At 72.3% G+C, this 20,033-nt stretch carries 19 protein-coding genes; 15 read left to right on the forward strand and 4 right to left on the reverse strand.

Annotation, left to right across the window (positions count from 1 at the left end; translation table 11 throughout):
* Positions 1–6: 6 nt before the first annotated feature.
* The gene (locus EIY87_RS33625; protein WP_125313935.1) at positions 7–798 is read right to left on the reverse strand and encodes a FadR/GntR family transcriptional regulator; all 792 of its coding nucleotides are present in this window, start codon (positions 796–798) and stop codon (positions 7–9) included.
* A gap of 123 nt (positions 799–921) precedes the next feature.
* Here EIY87_RS33625 and EIY87_RS33630 point away from each other — a divergent pair, with 123 nt between their 5' ends.
* The 8 genes from EIY87_RS33630 (at position 922) to EIY87_RS33665 (ending at position 9,293) form a co-directional block, all read left to right on the forward strand.
* Positions 922–2,115 carry a cytochrome P450 gene (locus EIY87_RS33630; protein WP_125313936.1) on the forward strand — a complete coding sequence of 398 codons (1,194 nt, stop codon included), beginning with the start codon at positions 922–924 and terminating at the stop codon, positions 2,113–2,115.
* Positions 2,116–2,126: 11 nt separating this feature from the next.
* A complete protein-coding gene (locus tag EIY87_RS33635) occupies positions 2,127–3,227 on the forward strand; it encodes a zinc-dependent alcohol dehydrogenase (protein WP_125313937.1) in 1,101 nt (366 codons plus the stop codon).
* 169 nt (positions 3,228–3,396) lie between these two features.
* Entirely contained in the window at positions 3,397–4,614 is a 1,218-nt protein-coding gene (locus EIY87_RS33640) for an ABC transporter substrate-binding protein (RefSeq protein WP_158641403.1), read from the forward strand.
* Positions 4,615–4,630: 16 nt separating this feature from the next.
* Entirely contained in the window at positions 4,631–5,518 is an 888-nt protein-coding gene (locus EIY87_RS33645) for a branched-chain amino acid ABC transporter permease (RefSeq protein ID WP_125313939.1), read from the forward strand.
* Entirely contained in the window at positions 5,515–7,218 is a 1,704-nt protein-coding gene (locus EIY87_RS33650; RefSeq protein ID WP_125313940.1) for a branched-chain amino acid ABC transporter ATP-binding protein/permease, read from the forward strand. Before EIY87_RS33645 ends, EIY87_RS33650 begins: the two co-directional genes overlap by 4 nt.
* A gap of 5 nt (positions 7,219–7,223) precedes the next feature.
* On the forward strand, positions 7,224–7,931 hold the full coding sequence (locus tag EIY87_RS33655) for an ABC transporter ATP-binding protein (protein WP_125313941.1): 708 nt from the start codon (positions 7,224–7,226) through the stop codon (positions 7,929–7,931).
* Positions 7,931–8,668: an SDR family NAD(P)-dependent oxidoreductase gene (locus EIY87_RS33660; protein ID WP_125313942.1), complete on the forward strand. Its 738-nt coding sequence runs from the start codon at positions 7,931–7,933 to the stop codon at positions 8,666–8,668. Before EIY87_RS33655 ends, EIY87_RS33660 begins: the two co-directional genes overlap by 1 nt.
* Positions 8,655–9,293, forward strand: coding sequence for a cysteine hydrolase family protein (locus EIY87_RS33665; protein ID WP_125313943.1), 639 nt, complete (start codon positions 8,655–8,657; stop codon positions 9,291–9,293). Before EIY87_RS33660 ends, EIY87_RS33665 begins: the two co-directional genes overlap by 14 nt.
* Positions 9,294–9,465: 172 nt before the next feature.
* On the opposite strand, the gene EIY87_RS33670 is transcribed toward EIY87_RS33665, so the two are convergent.
* Both EIY87_RS33670 and EIY87_RS33675 read right to left on the reverse strand, forming a co-directional pair.
* Positions 9,466–10,389: an alpha/beta fold hydrolase gene (locus EIY87_RS33670; protein ID WP_125313944.1), complete on the reverse strand. Its 924-nt coding sequence runs from the start codon at positions 10,387–10,389 to the stop codon at positions 9,466–9,468.
* A complete protein-coding gene (locus EIY87_RS33675; RefSeq protein ID WP_125313945.1) occupies positions 10,386–11,219 on the reverse strand; it encodes an SDR family oxidoreductase in 834 nt (277 codons plus the stop codon). The genes EIY87_RS33670 and EIY87_RS33675 overlap by 4 nt, the downstream gene beginning before the upstream one ends.
* A gap of 86 nt (positions 11,220–11,305) precedes the next feature.
* Here EIY87_RS33675 and EIY87_RS33680 point away from each other — a divergent pair, with 86 nt between their 5' ends.
* The 6 genes from EIY87_RS33680 to EIY87_RS33705 all read left to right on the forward strand — a co-directional run bounded on the left by EIY87_RS33680 (position 11,306) and on the right by EIY87_RS33705 (position 17,455).
* Positions 11,306–12,256 (forward strand): TIGR03619 family F420-dependent LLM class oxidoreductase, encoded by a 951-nt coding sequence (locus tag EIY87_RS33680; protein ID WP_125313946.1) that lies wholly within the window; start codon positions 11,306–11,308, stop codon positions 12,254–12,256.
* Between the two features lie 85 nt (positions 12,257–12,341).
* Positions 12,342–13,478: an LLM class flavin-dependent oxidoreductase gene (locus tag EIY87_RS33685; protein WP_158641404.1), complete on the forward strand. Its 1,137-nt coding sequence runs from the start codon at positions 12,342–12,344 to the stop codon at positions 13,476–13,478.
* 11 nt (positions 13,479–13,489) lie between these two features.
* Positions 13,490–13,999 carry a (2Fe-2S)-binding protein gene (locus EIY87_RS33690; protein WP_125313948.1) on the forward strand — a complete coding sequence of 170 codons (510 nt, stop codon included), beginning with the start codon at positions 13,490–13,492 and terminating at the stop codon, positions 13,997–13,999.
* Positions 13,996–14,856, forward strand: a complete 861-nt coding sequence (locus EIY87_RS33695) for an FAD binding domain-containing protein (RefSeq protein ID WP_158641405.1) — start codon at positions 13,996–13,998, stop codon at positions 14,854–14,856. Before EIY87_RS33690 ends, EIY87_RS33695 begins: the two co-directional genes overlap by 4 nt.
* Positions 14,853–16,961 (forward strand): xanthine dehydrogenase family protein molybdopterin-binding subunit, encoded by a 2,109-nt coding sequence (locus tag EIY87_RS33700; protein WP_158641406.1) that lies wholly within the window; start codon positions 14,853–14,855, stop codon positions 16,959–16,961. Before EIY87_RS33695 ends, EIY87_RS33700 begins: the two co-directional genes overlap by 4 nt.
* Entirely contained in the window at positions 16,958–17,455 is a 498-nt protein-coding gene (locus tag EIY87_RS33705; RefSeq protein ID WP_125313951.1) for a flavin reductase family protein, read from the forward strand. The genes EIY87_RS33700 and EIY87_RS33705 overlap by 4 nt, the downstream gene beginning before the upstream one ends.
* Before the next feature lie 40 nt (positions 17,456–17,495).
* On the opposite strand, the gene EIY87_RS33710 is transcribed toward EIY87_RS33705, so the two are convergent.
* Positions 17,496–18,812 (reverse strand): MFS transporter, encoded by a 1,317-nt coding sequence (locus EIY87_RS33710; protein WP_158641407.1) that lies wholly within the window; start codon positions 18,810–18,812, stop codon positions 17,496–17,498.
* Positions 18,813–19,066: 254 nt separating this feature from the next.
* Between EIY87_RS33710 and EIY87_RS33715 the strand changes: the two genes are divergently transcribed.
* The gene (locus tag EIY87_RS33715) at positions 19,067–19,993 is read left to right on the forward strand and encodes an SDR family NAD(P)-dependent oxidoreductase (protein ID WP_125313953.1); all 927 of its coding nucleotides are present in this window, start codon (positions 19,067–19,069) and stop codon (positions 19,991–19,993) included.
* The last annotated feature ends 40 nt before the right edge of the window (positions 19,994–20,033 follow it).

Raw genomic sequence — 20,033 nt, forward strand, 5'->3', positions numbered from 1 at the left:
CGCGGCTCAGGGGACGATGTCGCGCCAGCGCAGCGGCCGGTCCATGACGGCCGGGAAGTCCGCCTCGACCCGGGTGCGGAAGCGGCGCAAGTGCTTGCGCATCGCCCAGCGCGCGCCTTCGGCGTCGCCCGCCACGATGGCCTCGAGGATCTCCGCGTGGGACTTCACCACGTTCTCCCGCCGCGGCCGCGCGTAGTCGAGCCCGAGCGGCACGCCGTCGGTGATGGTGTGCAGCGACGAAATCACCAGCGCGAAGAGGTCGTTGCCCGAGGCGACGGCGACCGCGGCGTGGAAGCGGTCGTTCTCGGCCAGGAAGTTCTGCTCGTCGTCGAGGAACGCGCTCATGCCGTCGATGGTGTCCTTGATGCGCGCGTGGTCCTCCGCGGTCGCCCGCTCGGCGGCGAGCCCGGCCAGCTCGGGTTCCAAGGTCTCCCGCGCGGCGACGACCGCCCCGAACGGGACGCCGCGCAGCTGCATGAACAGCCCGAGCACCCAGGCGAGGTCCTGCCCGTCCTGTTCGGCGACCACCGGGCCGCCGCGGGGACCGGGCTTCAAGGTGATCGCGCCCGTCATCTCCAGGAACCGCAGGGATTCCCGCAGCGTGCCGCGGCCCGCGCCGAACCGTTCGAGCATCTCCCGCTCGCCGGGCAGCTTCGAACCCGGTCCGAGGTCGTCGCGGGTGATGTCGTCGACGATGTCCTGCGCGATCGCGAGGGCGGCCTTGTGCGAACGGCGGGGATCCGGGCGGCGTCGTGGCCGGCGCGCCCCCTCGCCTGCGTTTGCTTCGCTGCTCCCCACGACGTGATCCTACCATTGCCCTGATTCGGGAACGGCCTGCTTGACGGACTGCGCGCGGGTGCCTAGCCTGCTATTGCTCCTATAATTAACCTAATGTGGCTGGGGTGCATCCCTGGAGGTTCAGTGTCGAACGTCCCACTTCCCCTCGACCCGGCGCTCCCGCGCACGGAGAACTACGCGGACGGCACCTCGGTGCTGCGCTCGACGTCGTTCAGCGTCGACGTCTACCACGAGAACGCGGTGCTGCTGGCCGGCACGCTGCTCGGCTCGGACGGCGATCGCCACCGGCACCTCAAGCGCCTCGAAGGCGGCCTGTTCAACCCGGCCCACCTGGCGCACTACGAGAAGTCGGTGCTGGCGAAGGTGGTGGACGAGGAGCTGGCGGCGATCGCGGCGGACCGGCCCGGCGACGGCGTCCCCCGCGGCGACCTGATCCCGCTGGTGCGCCGGATGGCGCTGCGGATCTCGGCGGAGGTCGTCGGGCTCGACGACGTCGACGACGCCCGGCTGTCCCAGCTGACCACGCTCGTCGCCCGGCTCGGCGACGGCATCCTGATCCAGTGGGCGACCCGCGACCACGCCGAAGTCATGCGGGACGCGCTGGCCTGCAAGGACGAGTTCTGGGTGGACTTCGTGCGCCCGGCGCTGGAGAAGCGCCGCCGGCAGGGTGCGGCGGGCCAGGACCTCCTCTCGGTGATCCTCGCCGACACCACGGTGACCTGGTCGGACGACGACATCCTCAAGGAAGCCCTGCTGTTCATGGCCGCCGCGGCGTTCACCACGGCGACGGCGGTGACGCACGCCGTCGTCGAGCTGACGAACTGGCTGCCGGACCACCCCGAAGCGCGCGAGAAGCTGGCCGACCCCGAATTCCTGCGCGTCGCGGGCATGGAGTCGCTGCGCATGCACCCCGGGCGGCACGTCCTGTTCCGGGCGGCAGCCGAGCGGACGACCATGCCGGACGGGACGCCGGTGGAGCCGGGCCAGATCGTGCTCGTCGACAAGTTCCACGCGAACATGGACGAAGAGGCCTACGGCGGCGCGGTCGGCGAGTTCAACCCGTACCGCACGATCGCCGACGGCACCGCGCCCTACGGCCTGAGCTTCGGGGCCGGCCCCCACCAGTGCCTGGGCAAGCCGCTGGTGCTCGGCACCGCCGCCGGACGCCGCGCCGAGCCACGCGACGGGACGCTCGCCCTGCTGCTCGGCGCGTTGTTCCGGGCGGGCGTGGAGCGCGACCCGGACCACCCGCCGATGCGCCCGGACAGCGTCCACGACCGTTACGAGTCCTTTCCCGTCCGGTTCACCGCGCTCTGAGGAGGAGTCCGATGCGTGCACGGGCGATGGTCCAGCTCGGACCGGGCGTGCTGGCGGAGCAGGAGTTCGACGTCCCCGTCATCGGCGACGGCGAGGCGCTGCTGAAGATCGAGGCCACCGGCGTCTGCGGCAGCGACAAGACGCAGCTGGACGGCGGCCTGGCGAAGCGCGGCTGGTCCGCCTACCCGGTGATCCCCGGGCACGAGCCGGTCGGCCGGGTCGTCGAGATCGGCGCCGAAGCCCGGCGGCTCTGGGGTGTCGAGGAGGGACAGCTCGTCGCGGTCGAATCCGTGGTGCCGTGCCAGGTCTGCGACCGCTGCACCGGCGGGCTGGTGAAGTTCTGCCGCAACCGCTTCTCCTACGGCTTCACCCCGACGACGTTCGGCAGCGGGCTGTGGGGCGGCTTCGCCGAATACCTCGTGCTGCGGCCGAACACCCGGGTGCACCCGGTGCCCGACGGCGTCGAAGCCGAAGTGGCGACGTTGTTCAACCCGCTCGGCGCCGGGTTCGACTGGACGGTGCGCCGCGGCGGGACAGTCGCCGGCGACGCCGTGGTGGTCCTCGGCTGCGGGCAGCGCGGGCTGGCCTCCGCGGTCGCCGCGCGGGCCGCGGGCGCGGACCGGGTCGTCGTGACCGGCCTCGCCCGGGACCGGCACAAGCTCGAGATCGCGGCCAAGCTCGGCGCCGACGCCACCGTCGAGGTGGACAACCTCCCCGACGGCTGCCCGGACGTCGTCACCGCGGTGCGCGCGGCGCTCGGCGGGGACGCCGACCGCGTGGTGGACACGACTCCGCACGCGGTTTCCGCCATCGGCGACGCGATCGCGCTCGTGCGGCCCGGGGGAGTGGTGGTGGTCGCCGGGCTCAAGGGCGGCGCCGATCTGTCCGGAGTGGACGCCGACGCGATGGTGCTCAAGGCGATCGACATCCGGGGCGTGGTGAGCGTAGAGCCGTGGGGCTACCGCCAGGCCCTGCGGCTGCTGGCGTCCGGCCGGCTGCCGGTCGAGCTGCTGCACTCCCACACCGTGCCGCTGACGCAGGTCCGGGAGGGCATCGAACTGCTCGGCCGGTCCGACGCCGTGCACGTGTCCGTGGTGCCCGGGGCGAGCTGACACACCGGGGGAAGCGGCGGGCGTGACTGCGTCCGCCGCTTTCGCATGCCTTTTTGTTCTGGCGCAACGTGAGTACTGATCAACAACTGTCCATTGTGCACAGCTCTTGTGTGTCGTGGCTATTGCTCCTATGGTTATCAGGAATGTCATCCGGCCCAAAGGAGGGACCGTGCAACTCGGCTACGGAAGCGGGGGACGCAAGGGGCGGATGGCCGCCGTGCTGTCGCTCTCGCTCGGCATCGCGCTCGGCGCCACGGCGTGCAGCGGGGGAGTCGGCGGGGACGCCGGCGGCGACTCGATCAAGGTGGGTGCCGTCTTCGCCCTCAGCGGGGTGTACGGCGCGATCGGCGGCGAAATGCTGGACGGCGTCCGGTTCGCCGTCGACGAGGTGAACGCCGCCGGCGGGATCGGCGGCAAGAAGGTCGACCTGGAGGTCAAGGACTACCGGTCCGACCAGAGCCTGCTCCCCGGGCTCGCCAACGAGCTGCTGCAGGACGGCGTCGTGGCCGTGGTCGGGCCGGAGACCAGCACGTCCTCGGTCGTGCTGGACCCGACGATGGCGTCGGCCAAGGTCCCGATGATCACGGCGGCCGGGCTGAACCCCAAGGGCGCCTACAGCTTCAGCGTCCAGCCGCTCAGCGGTTACTTCGACCTCGCGGCGGAATTCGCGAAGAGCCGTGGCGCCAAGGCGTTGTGCGACCTGGGTGTCAGCGGGGCCTCGTTCGAATCGCTGCAGAAGGTCCTGGAACCCGCCGCCGCGAAGGCCGGGTTGCCGATGGGGACGCGGATCCCGTTCGACGCCGCCGCGAGCTCGCTCACCCCGCAGGTGACGCAGCTGAAGAGCGACGGGTGCACGGCGATCTTCGCCGGCGGCACCGGGCCGTCGGTGCTGGTGGTCTCCCGGGCGATGGTCGACCTCGGGATGACCGGCGCCATCCTGATGTCCCAGCCCACCAACGCGACCGCCGCGACGCTGGCCCAGCTCGGCGCGGCGGCGCCGTTCACCAGCTTCGGCCTGCCCAAGGTGATGGTGGCCGACCTGCTTCCGGCGAACGATCCGGCCGTGCCGGTGGTCCGGCCGTTCGCGGACGCCTGGAAGAAGGCCGGGAAGCCGCCGCTGACGACGAACAACGCGATCGGCTACTCGAGCGTCCGCGTCGTCGCGCAGGCCGTCAAGGACGGTGGTCCGACTGCCGAGGCGATCTACGCGGACCTCAAGTCCGGCAAGGACTTCCCGACGCCGATGCTGAACTACAACTTCGGCGCGGCGCGCAACGGCACCCTGCCCGACCGCGGCGACGGCTGGTTCACCTTCGCGCGGTGGAAGCCGGACGCCAAGGCGTGGGAGCTCACCTTCACCGGCACCGAACCGGCGTCCGGCCGGTAGGCGAGGGGAAACGCCCGTGCGGGAACTCCAATCGCTCTTCAACGGAATCGGGCTGGGGGCGCTGTACGCCCTGGTCGGTCTCGCGGCCGCGTTCGTCCTGCGGGTCACGAAGATCATGAACTTCGCGGTGGGCGGGATCGTGGTGCTGGCCGGCCTGACGGCGGCGTCGCTCGCCGGGCTGCCCCCGCTGCCGCGGCTCGTGCTGCTGCTCGTGGCCGGGGCGCCGGTCGGCGCGCTCGTGCACCTGGTCTCGACGCGGTGGATCGCGAGCCGACCGGGGCACGGGCAGGAACACGACCTCGGCGGCGTGCTCGTGACGGTCGCGCTGGCGACCGCCCTGCAGGGGCTGGGCTACCTGCTGTTCGGGTCGGACCTGCGGTTCGCGACCCCGGTGGTGCCGGCGCGCACGTTGTCGCTCGGCGGCGGGATCACGGTCACGACCGGCACCCTGCTGCTCGTCGCGGCGGTCGTGCTCGGCGGGCTCGGCAGCTGGGTGGTGCTGGAACGCTCCCGGCTCGGCCGGGCGCTGCGGGCGGTGTCCGACGACGCGGTCACCGCCCGGCTGTCGGGCGTGCGCGTCTCGACCATGGCGTTCGTCGCCTACGCGCTGCTGGGCGTGCTGTGCTTCTTCGTCGGCGACATCTCCGCCGAAGTCGTCGGGGTCACGCCGGACAACGTCTTCCACATCATCGTGGGCGCGTTGTTCGGGCTGGTGATCGGCGGCGGCGACCGCATCGCCGGGCCGATCGTGGGCGGCCTGGTCATCGGGATCGCCGAAGCGGTCGTGAACGCGCGGGGCGGGCAGTTCACCGCCACCGTCGTCCAGCTCGGCCTCGTGCTGGTGGTCCTCCTGGTGAAACCCCGGGGCCTGTTCCCGGACCGGACGAGCAGGGTGGTCGGATGAACGAGCGGTTCCTGCGGCGGGCGATCCAGGCGGTCGTCGTCGCGCTGTACCTCTACGGCCTGTTCGGCGGCAGCTACGCGTTCCAGGCGACGCTGACCACCGTGTCGTTCACCGCCGCTCTGGCGGTGGCCTACTCCCTGGTGCTCGGCTACCTGGACGTCTTCAACTTCTCCCAGCACGCCGTGATCGGGATTTCGGCGTACGGCTTCGCGATCACGGCCGCGGCCACCGGGTCGGTGTGGTGGGCGGTGCTGGTCTCGGCGGGCTGCTCGGTCGCGCTGCTCGTCGCGGTGGCGGGCCTGAGCGCGCGGCTGACCGGGTTCCAGCTCGGCCTGGTCACCATCTCGGCGGGTGCGGTGTTCCTGACCGCGCTGACCACGTTCACCGACCTGACCGGCGGCTCGTCGGGAATCACGGATTTCCCGCGCTGGGTGGATTTTTCGGCCCGCGAGACGGGACCCGCACTCGCCCTCGGCGTCGCCGTGCTCGTCGGCACCGGCCTCGTCGTGCGGTTGTTCATGTCGGGCCGCACCGGCCGCCTCGGCGTGGCGATCGGCGACGACGTGTTCCTGGCCCGGGTGGTCGGGACCGACGTCGTGGGCGTCCGGATCGGCGTCTCCGTGGTGAGCGGGCTGCTCACCGCCGTCGCCACGGTGTTGTGGGTGCAGGAGCAGAAGGTCGTGGTGCCGACGACCTACGGGCTGCCGCTGCTGATCCAGATCTTCCTGGTGCTGATGGTGGGCGGACGGCGCAGCATCTGGGGCCCGGTCGCGGCGAGCGTCGTGGTGGTCGGCGTGCCGGGCTGGATCGGCGGCCTGGACGGCAATGTCCTGACGATCGTGTTCGCGTTGCTGGTCATCCTCGTCGTCGTGCGCCGTCCGACGGGGCTGTTCCCCGAGGCGCTGCGCGACCGCCGCCGCCGGTGGCCGGTACGCCGTTCCCCGGTGAGCGCGGCGGGGGAGCGGCCGGAGATCGTCGCCGTCGCGGCCGACGGCGTCCGGAAGTCGTTCGGCTCGGTCGTGGCGCTCGACGGCGTCTCGATCGCCTTCGAACCCGGGCAGATCACCGCGATCATCGGCTCCAACGGGTCCGGCAAGACGACGTTGCTCAACTGCCTCAACGGGATCTGGTCACCGGAGGCCGGACGGATCGGCCTGCGCTGGTCCGACGGCGCCGAGCGGGACATCCGCTGGGGCCGGGTGCACCGGCTCGCCCGGCACGGCCTCGGGCGCAGTTTCCAGGTGCCGCGGCTGGCGGCGGGCCTGAGCGTGCGCGACAACGTCGGGCTGGCTTGTGACGGCTGGGGCCGGCGCGCGAACCCCGAGCGGCTGGAGGCGGTGCTGGAGCGGTGGGCGTTGACCGGCTGGCTCGACCGGCCGGTGGCGGTGCTGCCGCACGGCGTGCGCCGGTGGGTGGAACTGGCGCGGCTCGAGCTCGGCGGCTGCCGGGTGCTGCTGCTCGACGAACCGGCCGCCGGGCTCACCGACGAAGAGGTCGAGTTCCTGGTCGAGGCCCTGCGGCGGTGGCGGGCCGACGGGTGCGCCGTCGTGCTCGTCGAACACGACCACGACCTGGTGGAGCGGATCGCCGACCGCACGGTGGTGATGGTGGGCGGCCGGATCGTCGGCGTCGGCGACCTCGCCGAGCTGCGCGCCCGCGGCGATCTGCACGACGTCATCGGATCCGGGACGAGGAGCTGACCGCCATGCTGCGACGAAGGTCCACGAATACGCCGGTGCGCGCCCTCGCCATCGAGGACGCGGACATCGGGTACGGCCAGATGACCGTGCTGCGCGGGGTCGGCTTCACGATCGGGGCCGGCGAGTGCGTCGGCGTGCTCGGGCCCAACGGCGTGGGCAAGACGACGTTGCTGAGCTGCCTGGCCGGGGTGCGGGGCCCGGGCCGGGGCTCGGTCATCGGGCTGACCGGCGACGGCGAGCGCGTCGACCTGACGCGGACGGGTCCCGAAGCCCGCCGGTTCGCGGGGATCTCGTTCGTGCCCGAGGGTCGCCGCATCTTCCCCCGCCTGACGGTGGCGGAGACGCTGCGGTTCGCCCACGAAGCCCTGCACCGCCCCCGGGCGGCCGCCGACGAGGCGATCGAGGAGGTCTACACCCGCTTCCCCGGCCTCGCCGGCCGGCGCCACGTCGCCGCAGGCATGCTCAGCGGCGGCGAGCAGCAGATGCTGTCGCTGGCGCGGGCGATGGCGGGCGGCCCCTCGGTGCTCCTCGTGGACGAACCGTTCATGGGGCTGGCACCCAAGGTGGTCGACGAGCTGATCGAGTACTTCCGCGAGCTGCGCGCAACCGGCGTGACGCTCGTCGTCGCCGACGAAAGCGCCACGACGATCGACCAGCTGACCCCGGAGCGCACCCTCGACGTGCGCGACCTGTCGGCCCCGGTGGGTGCCTGATGGCGGCGCCCGAGGACGGCCCGGTCGTCGTGACGGGAGCGGCGGGCGGGATCGGGCTGGAGTACGCCCGGGCGTTCGCGGCGCAGGGCCGCCCGGTGGCGTTGTGCGACCGCGACGACCGTGTCCTCGACGTCGCGGCGGACGGAATGCTCGGCGTGGTCGCCGACGTGTCCGACGAGGACTCGGTCGACGCGGCGTTCACCCGCATCGAGCGGGAGTTCGGCGCGCCGACGGTGCTGGTGAACAACGCGGCGCTGTTCGTGGACCTGCCGTTCACCGGATGGCGGGACATCGACGTGGCGACGTGGGACCGGGTCATGGCGGTGAACCTGCGCGGGCCGTTCCTGTGCGCGCGGAGGGCGTTGCCGGGCATGACGAGCGCGGGAGCGGGCCGGATAGTGAACATCAGCTCGACGACCGCACACGTCGGAGGCCACCAGCGGCTGCACTACGCCGCGTCCAAAGCGGGCGTCATCGGGTTCACCCGCGCCCTCGCCCGCGAGGTCGGGGTGGCCGGGGTGACGGTCAACGCGGTCGCCCCGGGCAGCACCCAGTCCGAAGGAGTGCTCGAGCGCTACCCGCGCGACGTGCTCGACAACGCGGTCGCCGTGCGGGCCATCCCCCGGGCAGCGGTCCCCGCCGACCTCGTGGGGGCCGTCCTGTTCCTCGCGTCCGACGCCGCGTCGTTCATCACCGGGCAAACGATCATCGTGGACGGGGGCCATGTCTTCCGCTGAGAGCGTCGAAGCCGCCATGGCGCGACTGCTGGCGGGACTCGGCTCCGGCCGCCGGCACGGACCGGGCCGCCGGCCGGCGGTGGTCGTCGTCGACCTGCAACGGCACTTCGTCGACGCCGACCCGGGTGCTTCCCCCACCGTCGCGGCCACTGCCGAACTCCTCGACCACGCGCGCCGGACGGGGATCCCGGTGTTCCTCGTGCGTATCGGGTTCGACGACCTGGCGGACGTCGATCCGGCCTGGGCGGCCCGATTCGACTTGAGCCCGCTGCTGCGGGGCGCGCCGGGAACCGAGCTGGACCCGCGGATCGGGCCGCGGGATGGCGACGTCGTGGTCGACAAGCGCCACGCTTCCGCGTTCGCCGGAACGGACCTGGCGGCGCGACTGTCCGAAGCGGACGTCGACACGGTGCTCCTTTGCGGAATGACCACGAGCGGGTGCGTGCGTGCCACCGCCGTGGACGCCGCGTCGCTCGGCCTGCGCGTGGAAATCGTCCGGCAGTGCGTGGCGGACCCGCGTCCGCTCTCGGGGCCGGTCGCGCTGGCCGACCTGGCGGACCGGTACGCGGACGTGATCAGCATCGGCGAAGCGGTTTCGCTGGTGCGGGCCGGACACCTCGGATAGCTCGGAGTGGCCACCGCCATCGCCGGCTGCGTGGCCGCGGTCCGGCTCCGAGCCGCTCGAAGTTGGCACCCGCGTCGACGTACCCCGGCCGGCAGCTGTTGGCCGAGAACATGTTCGCCGACATCCGGTCCGCGCGTGAGCGCTTCACGCCGCGGTGACCACGGCACCGCCGTCACGCCGGCAGCGCTGTCTCCAGCCAGTCGATCAGGATGCCCGCGATGTCCGAGCTGTTGCGTTCCAGCATCATCATGTGGCCGTTGCCGGTGATCCCGCGGTCGCCGAGGTAGCACAGCTCCGCCCGCGCGCCCGCGGCGTTCAGCCAGTCGACGACCGCGCCGTCCTGCTCCCGCGGGTGATCGATGTCCTCGGTGCCGGTCACCACCAGGATCCGCTTGCCGGCGAAGCCGGACGCGTCCTCGATCCGGAGCTGACCGCCGCCGATGTTCGTGCGCTCGAACACGATCCGGCCGCTGATGCCCTGCAACGAGCGAAAGTAGGTGTCGACGTCCTCCAGCGGGAAGCGGGTGCTCGAGCCCACGAGCTTCGCCCGGTGGAACTCCGGTGGGAACGACAACGTCCGGTCGAGGTCCAGCACTGCCTCGCCGGATGGCATGGCCACCACCTTGCGGTTGCCCTCGTCGCGCACCAGGTGGCCCAGCTCGGCACCCATGTTGCCCGGTGACGCCGGGGCCACCCCGATCACCGCCGCGATCGCGTCCGGGTGCTGCTCGACCAGTTTCCAGCCGAACGCGCCGCCGATCGAATGCGTCAGCACCACCGCTCGTCCGCCGATCTCCTCGATCACCGCCGCCAGTCCGTCCACGATGGTCTGGCCGCTCAGCTCGCCCGGCGGGATGTGGCCACTGCGGCCGACTCCCGGCCAGTCGGCCAAGGCGACGGTGTGGCCTCTGCGGAGGAAGTCGTCGGCCCAGCCCGGTCGGCCGTCCGGTGTCACCTGGTAGCACGCGCCCGAGTGCACTCCGCCCGTCACCATCAGGACCGGCGGCTGCCCGTTGGGGGTCAGGGGCTCCATGACCTCGTAGTAGGTCGACGGGTTGCCGGCGAAGCCGCACCGGTGGCGGCAGGGTGTCGTCATCGCGCACCCGCCGTGCGGGCTTCCTGGGCTCGCACCGCTGTCACGCCGCCGTCGACGAGGAGGTCGGTGCCGGTGACGAAGCCGGCGTCGGGCCCCAGCAGGAAGGCCGCGGCCGCGGCGACATCGCCGGGCGTGCCGACCCGCCGGGCCGCCGAGGCCGACACCGCCGCGCGCATGCGGTCACCACCCGGCCCGCTGAGCTCCTGGTGCCCCATCGGGGTGGCGATCACGCCCGGGCTGATCGAGTTGAGCCGGGCGCGGCGCTCGCCCCACCGCGTCGCGGCGGACTGGACACGCAGCTGGTTGCCCCGCTTGGCCAGCCAGTAGGCGGTGCGCGGCGATCGCGCGGCCTCCCCGACGAACGGCAGGTTCAGCAGGTCTTCGACGGGCGTCACGGCCAGCTCCTGTTCCTGTTCGGGCGGCAGGGCGGACAGGCGGTGCCCGGCCATGCTCGCGATGACGACGCCGGCACCGCCGGAGGTGATGACCTCGCCGAACTCTTCGATGGCGAACGCGACGCCCAGGAGGTCGATCCGCAGGATCCGCTCGGCAGGCGCCTGGGCGGGGGACACGCCGGCGGTGTGGGCGACCCGGGTGACCGCGCCGAGGCCGGCGGCGGTGGCGGCGAGCGCGGCAACCGAACCGCGGTCGGCGACGTCCACGGCCCGCGTCACCACCTGGTGTCCCTCGCCGCGCAGCTCTGCGGCGGCGCGGTCGAGCCGGGCCTCGTCGTGGTCACCGAGCAGCAGCGTGGTCCCAGAGCCGAGCCGCCGGGCGATCGCCTGTCCCATGCCGCCGACCCCGACCACGACCGTCACGCCCAAGTCCATGGCTCGTCTCCCGCTTCGCTGGACAGCGCTTCGATAAGAGGTTAATCATAGGAGCGTAAGCGGTCAACGGTCCCGAAGGAGCGAAGATGCCAGCGTTCGGCCTGTTTCCCCCGATCCTCTACCCGATCAGCCTGCGGGACTGGGAAGCGGACGCCACCCCGGACGACCTCCTCGCCATCGCGCGGCGGGCCGACGATCTCGGCTACGCCTTCATCGCCTGCGGGGACCACGGCGCACTGGCCGTCGACGAACTGCGCATCTACGGGCGTGCCCGGTTCTACGACGCCATCGCCACCCTCGGCTTCCTCGCCGCCGCGACCCGGCGGATCGGCCTGGTCACCCTCGTCTACCAGGCGCACCTCCGCAGCCCGCTGATCGCCGCCAAGGAACTCGCGACGCTCGACCACCTCTCCGGCGGCCGGTTGATCGCGGGGTTCGGTGTCGGCAGCCGCCGCCACGAAGCCGACGCCGCCGGGGTCGACTTCGATCGGCGGGGCGCCATTGTGGACGATCACATCGAGGCCATGAAAGCCTTGTGGGGCAGCGAAGTCGCCAGTCACCACGGGGAGTTCGCGCGGTTCGACGAGCTGATCTGCGAGCCCCGGCCGAAGCGGCTCCCGCGTCCGCCGGTCTGGATCGGCGGGAACCGGCTGGTCGGTCTGCGCCGCGCCCTGCGGCTCGGGGACGGCTGGGCGCCGTTCGGGGCGCCTCGGGACGCCATTGTCGACGTCCTGGGCAAGGTGCGGGGCACCCCCGAATGGGAGGCGCGGCCCGATGGCTTCAAGATCGTCGCGCCGCTGGCGCCGCTGGGCGGGCGTGCACCACGAGGGGAGCCGGCACCGCCGTTCGAGGCGCCGGGCGACGCTGCCGCCGAACGCGTGGCCGCCTCCGTCGAAGATTGGCTCAAGCTCGGCGCGACGGACTTCATCATCGACCTGCCCGCGCCGTCCCTGGCGGAATTCCACGAGGCGCTGTCGTGGTTCGCCGAAGTCGCGGCGCCTCGGGCGGGCCTGTCATTCACGATGGACGCTGCCTGAATCCAGGACTATCATGCGCATGATAAGAGTGTTCGACGGCACGTCGGCCGCTCTGAACTCCATTCAACGACGATCGGAGTGCTGGGTGACCACCAGTCCGGCTTTCCTCCCCGAGGCGCCCGCGGTGGCGCCCCTGCGCAACGACAACGCGCTCAAGCTCGGCGTCTTCGCGATGAACTGCAAGGGCGGCACCACCCTCACCAAGGTCGAGTCCGGGCGGATCGTGCCGACCTGGCCGCAGCAGCTCGCGATCGCCAGGGCGGCCGACGCCGCCGGCTGGGAGTTCCTGCTCCCGCTGGCGCGGTGGCGCGGGATCGGCGGCGACACCGACCCGAACTCCGCGCAGTTCGAGGTCTTCTCCTGGGCGGCGGGCATCACCGCGGCCACCGAACGGATCCAGGTGCTCGCCACCGCCCACGTGCCGCTGTTCGAGCCGCTCGTCGCGGCGAAGCAGGCCGCGACCATCGACCACATCGGCCACGGCCGGTTCGGCCTGAACGTGGTCTCCGGGTGGAACGCGCCGGAGATGGCGATGTTCGGCAAGGCCAACCCGCCGCACGACGAGCGGTACCGCATCGCCGAGGAGTGGATCACGCTCATCGAGCGCCTGTGGACGGAGAACGACCAGTTCGACTTCGACGGTGAGTTCTTCCAGGCGAAGAACGCCTACCTCGCGCCGCGGCCGGTCCAGCAACCCCGGCCGGTGATCGTCCAGGCCGGCTCGTCCCCGACGGGCATGGACTTCGCGGCCCGGCACGCGGACTTCGGCTTCCAGGTGCACCCCGACCTCGGCAAGCTGCGGGACATGAACACGAACCTGCGCAAGCGCGCCGAGCAGCAGGGCCGCGAGATCGGGGTCCTGACGGTCGGCACCGTCGTGTGCGCCGACACCGAAGCGGAAGCCAAGCGGTACTTCGAGCACTGCGTCGACGAGCTCGGCGACTTCGCCGCCGCGCAGAACCTGATCGACGAGCTGATCGGCGGCGACAACCGGTCGTGGCCGCGGGAGCAGTTCCGCGCGATGGCCCGCGGCATGATCGCCGGCTGGGGCGGTCTCCAGCTGGTGGGCACGCCGGAGCAGATCGTCGACCGGCTCGTCGAGGTGAAGCGGTCCGGCGCCGACGGCGTCGCCCTCAGCTGGGTCGACTACGAAAGCGGAATCGCGCAGTTCAACGAGCAGGTGCTGCCGCTGCTCGTCGAAGCCGGCCTGCGGCAGAGCTGAGCGGAGGACCGATGCCCGAGGAAGCCGCGCTCCACCAGGAACCGCCGGTTGCCGGGTACCCGGTTTCGGTGACCGTCAACGGAAAACCCCGCTCCTTGCTGGTCGACGGGGCCGCCCGCCTGCTGGGCGTGCTCCGCGACGAACTCGGCCTCACCGGAGCCAAGGCGGGGTGCGCTGTCGGCGTGTGCGGTGCCTGCACCGTGCTCGTCGACGGCGCGCCGACCAGCAGCTGCCTGACCTTCGCGGCCCAGGTGGACGGCGCGGAGGTGGTCACCGTCGAAGGACTCGCGGCCCATCCCGGGCTGCGCGCGCTGCAGGAGGACTTCCTGGCGGAGGGCGGGTTCCAGTGCGGGTACTGCACCAGCGGCCAGCTGGTCACGGCTGCGTCGCTGGTCCTGTCCGGCGAGCTCTTCGGACTGTCCGATGCGGACATCCGGGAGCGGATGCTGGGCAACCTCTGCCGATGCGGCGCGTACTACGGCATCGTCCGGGCGATCGAGAAGGCGCGGGAGGCCGGATGAGCACGCGGTTCGTGTCGGCCCGCTCGTTCGAGGAAGCGTTCGAGGCACTCGCCGGAGAAGAAGCCCTGGCCGTGGCCGGCGGGGTCTCGGTGGGCCTGCTCGCCAACCTCGGCCTGGTCTCGGCCGCGACGCTCGTGTCGGTGTCCCGGATCCCCGAACTCCGCGGCGTGCGGGTCGAGAACGGCGGGCTCGTCATCGGTGCGGCGATGACGCACGGCCGGCTGGCGGCGGATCCGGTGCTCCGCCGCGAACGTCCCGAAGTGGCCGCGATGTTCGGCCACATCGGCAACGTCCGCGTCCGGGCGTGGGGCACGGTCGGCGGGAACCTCGCGCTGGCCGAACCAGCACAGGACCCGCCCGTGCTGCTGGCCGCCCTCGACGCCGAAGCCGGGATCGTGGGCACCGGCGGTACCCGTCGGGTCCCGGTGGCCGAACTCGGCGACGGTCCGATGTCGACGGTGCTCGCACCGGACGAGCTGATCAGGGAGGTCGTCGTGCCGTTGCCCGTCGCGGGGGAGCGGTGCTCGTACCGCAAGTTCCTGCCGAAGACCGCCGACGACTACGCGACGGTGAGCGCCGCCGTCCGGGTCCGTTTCGACGGCGGCCGGATCGCGGCCGCGCGGGTGTTCTGCGGCGCGGTCGGGCCGGTCCCGGTCGCGTGCGAGGAAGCGGCCGCGCTGCTGGTGGGCCGGACCCACGACGAGCTGCGGGAGCCGGACGACGTCGTCGCGGCGGTCCGCGATGCGGTGTCGCCGGTCGGGGATCACCGGGGCAGTGCCGACTACAAGCGGGAAATGGCCGGGGTATTCGTCAAGCGTGCGCTGGAAGAGATCGGCTCGGGAGGTGGGGCATCGTGAACCGTCGCGCGATCGGCTCGGCGAAGGTGGACGGCGGAGCCGCGTACGTCGCCGACGTCCGGGCTCCCGGAGCCCTGCACGTGGCCTTCGTGCATTCCCCCTTTCCCCACGCCAGGGTGACCGGCGTCGACACGAGCGACGCGTTGGCCATGCCGGGTGTCGTGGACGTGCTCACCCATCGGGAGATCGGGGAGATCCTGCTCGGCCGCGCTCTGCGGGACTACCCCGTGCTCGCGGGCGACCGCGTGCTGTGCGCCGGGCAGCGCGTGGCGGCGGTAGCCGCGGTCGACCCGGCCACGGCCGTCGCCGCGGCGGCAGCCGTCGACGTCGGGTACGAACCGCTGCCGGAGATCACCGGGCTCGACGAAGCGATGGGAGCCGACGATCCGCTGCACCCGCGGTACGCGGAGTACCCGGGCGCGGTCGCCGACCGGCCGTGCCCGAACGCGCAAGGCATCTGGGCCACCGAGGAAGGCGAGGTCGACACCGCGTTCGCGGCGGCCGACCACGTCTTCGACCACACCTTCACCGCCGCCCGCAATCACTCCGCGCCCCTGGAACCGCACGCCTGCCTGGTGTCGGTGACGGAGGGCCGCGTCGACATCTGGGCCACGCACAAGGAGCCGTTCAACCTCCGTCGCCTCGTCGCCGAGGTGGGGAACGTTCCGGTGGACACCGTGCGCGTCCACTTGAGCCCGGTCGGCGGTGATTTCGGGTCGAAGGGGTTCCCGTACGCCGAAATCGCCTGCTACCTGCTCGCCCGTCGCACGGGGAGACCGGCGCGCCACACGATGTCCTACGACGAAGAGCTGACCACCACCGCGACGCGCCACCCGGCGAGGGTGCGCCTGCGGACCGCGGTCACCGGCGGCGTGGTGCGGGCGCTGCACGCGGAAACGGTGATCGACGGCGGTGCCTTCGGCGGCGTCAAGGCCGTCCCGATGGTCGTCATCCCCACCATCCACGCGCCCTACGGGTCGTACGCCGTCGCGAACCGGCGCGAGAGCTGCGTGAGCTACTACTCGAACAACCTCCCCGGCGGGCACGTCCGGGCGCCCGGCGAGTTCCAGGCGCTGTTCGCGTCGGAGTCCCAAGTGGACGTGATCGCCCACGAGCTGGGGATCGATCCGGTGGAGTTCCGCCACGCCAACGCGGCGAACGCGCGAGTCCGGCGGATCGTCGCGGAACTGCGGGAAACCGTGGGGAAGTGGCGCGCCGAATCCAGCGGGAAGCGGGGCATCGGCGTCGCGCTGACCTTCCGCGACACGGGCCCGGGGTTGAGCACCGTCCGGTGCGTCGTGGCGAGCGACGGCGTGCGGATCGAGTTGTCGGTCGTCGACCAGGGCTCGGGCAGCTACTCCCTGTTCGAGCGGCTGGCCGCCGAGACGCTGGGCGTACCCGGGGAGTTCATCCGCATCCAGGCCGTCGACGTGGGCGCGGACCCGGCGCTCCAGGACTCCGGCACCGGCGCCAGCCGGGTGACCGCGGTGGCCGGGACAGCCGTGGTGGAAAGCTGCCGGGCGGCGTTGGCGGAGCTGGGTGGCGCACCCGGCGAGGGCGGCGGGTACTGGCCGTCCCGGCGACTGGTGGAGCTCGGGATCCCCGCCGTGGTCGCCGAGGGCACGGCGGCCGCCGGCTGGCCCGCGCCGCCGGACGCCGACGTCCGCAGTCACGCGGGGATCGCCGTCGAAGTCGGCGTCGACGAGGAGACCGGGCGGATCGACGTGCGCCGGGCCCTGCTGGTCGCCGACACCGGGCGCGTGTTCAACGACGTCGCGCACCGGGGCCAGCTCGAAGGCGGGTTCGTCTACGGGCTGAGCCAGACCCTCCTCGAAGAGCTGGTCGTCGAGGACGGCGCGGTCGTCACGGCGACCCTGGGCGACTACCGGATCGCGTCCGCGGCCGACGTCCCGCCGCTGGAGGTCCGGGTGCTGGAGCCCGCCGCCGACGACGACGCGGTGAAGTCCGTGGGCGAGCTGGTGAACATCGGGGTCGCCCCGGCTGTGGCCAACGCCGTGTTCGACGCCGTCGGCGTGCGGCTGCACGGCCTCCCGCTCACCGCCGAGCGCGTCCTGTCGGCGCTCAAGGCGGGGGCCCGGCGGTGAGCGCGCCGCCGGGCTCCGACCGGTTCCGCGCGGTGCTGGGGCACTTCCCGACGAGCGTCGTAGCGGTCACCGCGCTCGATCGGGCCGGGACGCCGGTCGGGATGACCGTGGGATCGTTCTTCTCGGTGTCCCTCGACCCGCTGCTGGTCGGGTTCTGCCCGGCGCGCGCCAGCACGACGTTCCCGAAGATCCGGACCGCGCCCGGGTTCGCCGTGAACCTGCTCGCCCACGACCAGGAATGGATCTGCCGCCGCCTGGCGGCCCGCGGTGCCGACAAGTTCCGCGGCATCGGCTGGCGGCCCGCGCCGTCCGGGGCGCCGGTGCTCGAAGGCGCGCTCGCGTGGCTCGACTGCACCTTCGCCGACGTCCACGAGGCCGGTGACCACTACGTCGTGCTCGGTGCGGTCGCCGCGCTCGAAGCGGACGGCGAAGGGGCACCTCTGGTGTTCCTCAAGGGAGCGCTCGAACCGGTCCGGCGCGGCTCCGGAAACTGAACGAACCGGCTGGGGTGGAGGCACCCCAGCCGGTTCGTCCTCAGCGGGCCGGGAGTTCCTCCGGTACCGGGCGCGGGGCCGCGGTGTCGGCCAGCGACTTCCCGACCGACTCACGGCCGAGCAGTACGGCGGGTGCCGCGATCACGCACAAGCCCGCGATCACCACGACCACCCAGCCCAGCCCGCCGGAGGTGGTCAGGAGGGTCGCGCTCACCACCGGGGTCAGCCCGCCGACGATCGCGGCGAGCTGGTAGGCGAGGGAGACGCCCGTCGAGCGCAGCCGCGTCGGGAAGAGCTCGCTCAGCAGCGACGCGATGGTGCCCTGCGCGGCGGGGGTGATGAAGCTGAACAACACGATGAACGCGACGAACAGCAACGCCGTCGAGTGGCTGCGCATCGCCAGCAGGAACGGGTACGTGGCGATCGCGACGCCCAGCACCGAGGCCACGTAGACCGGCCGGCGGCCGAGCCGGTCGGAAACCAGGCCGTACAACGGAATCGTGAAGGTCGACAGGATCCAGCTCGCGCTGAGCGCGAGGAGCACGGTCGTGCGGGAATGCCCGGCGGCGACGGCGAAGCTCACCGCGAAGCTGCCGAAGAAGGCCGCGGACATCGTGGGCGGGATGCTCGCGAGGATCCCGCGGACCAGCGGGCCGAGGTGGCTCGCCAGGCCCGCCTTCTGCCCGCGCGCCCGCTTGGCTTCGACGAACAGCGGGGACTCGCTGATCCGCAGCCGCAGGTAGATGCCGAGCGCGATGAGCACGAAGCTCAGCAGGAACGGGATGCGCCACGCCCAGCCGAACAGGACGGGCTCCGGGAGCCCGGCGACGACCGCCATCACCAGGGTGGCGATGACCGCCCCGAGCGAGAGGCCGCCCTGCCCGATGCCGGTGTACAGCCCGCGCCGGCGCGGCTCGACGTGCTCGGCGATCATCAGCACGCCGCCGCCCCATTCGCCTCCGTGCGCCAGGCCCTGCACCATGCGCAGGAGCACCAGCAGGACCGGCGCGAGCGGGCCGATCTGCGCTTGGGTCGGCAGCAGGCCGATGACCCCGGTGCCGCCGCCGGCGAGGCACACCGTGGTGACCAGCACCCACCGGCGCCCGAAGCGGTCGCCCAGGTAGCCGAAGACGAAGCCGCCGAGCGGCCGGACCAGGTAGCCCGTGGCGAAGGTGGCGAACGACGCGATGGTCGCGACCGCCGGGCTGAGCTGCGCGAAGAACAACGGCCCGAAGATCAGCGCCGCGGCGGAGCTGTAGAGGACGAAGTCGTAGGTCTCGATGGCGGTGCCGAGGCAGCTCGAGGCGACGACGCGGCGGACCTCGCGCCGGACGGTTCGCGGGTCGGCGGCGCTCACCGGGATTGCCTCGCCGTCGCGGGGCAAGTCGTGGTTCCGAGGGTGGTTGACCGGGCACAGTCGAGCATCGTTGCTCCTTTGTGGATGGTGAGAGGCCGAGAACCGGACCAATTGCTCCTACTATTAGCCTGGATTTCGGGTTGGTCAAGCGTCTCTTCGGTTCACTCCGAGCCGGGCAGGTGAACTCGACTCGGCTTGACACCTGCGACTTCGCTCCTATCATTAACCTGATAGTGGCTTGTGGAGGAGGAACGATGGCTGGACAGGGTCCGCTCGAGGGACGGGTGGCGATCGTGACCGGCGCCGGCCGGGGCATCGGCCGCGGTGAGGCCCTCGCGCTCGCGGCGGCCGGCGCCAAGGTCGTGGTCAACGACCTCGGCGTGGATCCGGACGGGGCTGGCACGGCCGCCGGTCCCGCCGACGAGGTGGTGGCCGCCATCCGGGCGGCCGGCGGCGAGGCCGTGGCCAGCTACGAGTCGGTCGCCGAGTGGGAGGGCGCGGCCCGGGTCGTGGCGACGGCGGTCGAGGCGTTCGGCCGGCTCGACGTGGTGGTGAACAACGCGGCCGTGGTGCGCCAGCACAAGATCGAGGACGCCGCCGAGGAGGACTTCGACGTGATGGTCGGGGTCAACCTCAAAGGCACCTTCGCGATGTGCCGTCACGCGATCCCGGTGCTCCGGCGCCAGGGTGGCGGGCGGATCATCAACACCACGTCGAACCAGTGGGCAGCACCGTTGGGCAACGCGGAGTACGCGTTGTCCAAAGGCGGCGTGACGAGTCTGACCTACGCGCTGGCCTGGGAGCTGCAGAACGACGGCATCACGGTGAACGCGGTCGCGCCGTTCGCGCTGACGCGGATGACGGCCGACCAGGCCCAGCGCGACGCGGCCCGGATCGCCGAGGGCGTGATGAGCGAGCGGCGAGCCCGCGCCAAGGAGCCGCGAGCCGACGCGTCGCTGGTTGCCCCGATCGTCGTCTACCTCGCGAGCGACGGGGCCGCGGACGTCACCGGGCGGGTGTTCCGGGCCGGGGGCGGCAAGATCGGGATGTACAGCCACCCGGTCGAGGCGCGCACGATCTTCCGGGACGAGAACGCCGGGCCGTGGCCGCTCGAGGAACTCGTCGAGCTGTTGCCGCGGACCGTGCTGGCCACGGACACCAAGGCTCCGCACATCGTCTGAGCCGCCGATCCCCCCGACGCACGCGCGGGGCCCCTGACGC

The organism is Amycolatopsis eburnea, assembly GCF_003937945.1.
Lineage (GTDB): Bacteria > Actinomycetota > Actinomycetes > Mycobacteriales > Pseudonocardiaceae > Amycolatopsis > Amycolatopsis eburnea.

What these genes read in the sequence shown, in the direction of transcription:
- EIY87_RS33635 (WP_125313937.1), top strand. Translation starts at nt 2,127, where the DNA reads ATGCGTGCACGGGCGATGGTCCAGCTCGGACCGGGCGTGCTGGCGGAG.
- EIY87_RS33650 (WP_125313940.1), top strand. Translation starts at nt 5,515, where the DNA reads ATGAACGAGCGGTTCCTGCGGCGGGCGATCCAGGCGGTCGTCGTCGCG.
- EIY87_RS33655 (WP_125313941.1), top strand. Translation starts at nt 7,224, where the DNA reads ATGCTGCGACGAAGGTCCACGAATACGCCGGTGCGCGCCCTCGCCATC.
- EIY87_RS33660 (WP_125313942.1), top strand. Translation starts at nt 7,931, where the DNA reads ATGGCGGCGCCCGAGGACGGCCCGGTCGTCGTGACGGGAGCGGCGGGC.
- EIY87_RS33665 (WP_125313943.1), top strand. Translation starts at nt 8,655, where the DNA reads ATGTCTTCCGCTGAGAGCGTCGAAGCCGCCATGGCGCGACTGCTGGCG.
- EIY87_RS33670 (WP_125313944.1), bottom strand. Translation starts at nt 10,389, where the DNA reads ATGACGACACCCTGCCGCCACCGGTGCGGCTTCGCCGGCAACCCGTCG.
- EIY87_RS33675 (WP_125313945.1), bottom strand. Translation starts at nt 11,219, where the DNA reads ATGGACTTGGGCGTGACGGTCGTGGTCGGGGTCGGCGGCATGGGACAG.
- EIY87_RS33680 (WP_125313946.1), top strand. Translation starts at nt 11,306, where the DNA reads ATGCCAGCGTTCGGCCTGTTTCCCCCGATCCTCTACCCGATCAGCCTG.
- EIY87_RS33690 (WP_125313948.1), top strand. Translation starts at nt 13,490, where the DNA reads ATGCCCGAGGAAGCCGCGCTCCACCAGGAACCGCCGGTTGCCGGGTAC.
- EIY87_RS33695 (WP_158641405.1), top strand. Translation starts at nt 13,996, where the DNA reads ATGAGCACGCGGTTCGTGTCGGCCCGCTCGTTCGAGGAAGCGTTCGAG.
- EIY87_RS33715 (WP_125313953.1), top strand. Translation starts at nt 19,067, where the DNA reads ATGGCTGGACAGGGTCCGCTCGAGGGACGGGTGGCGATCGTGACCGGC.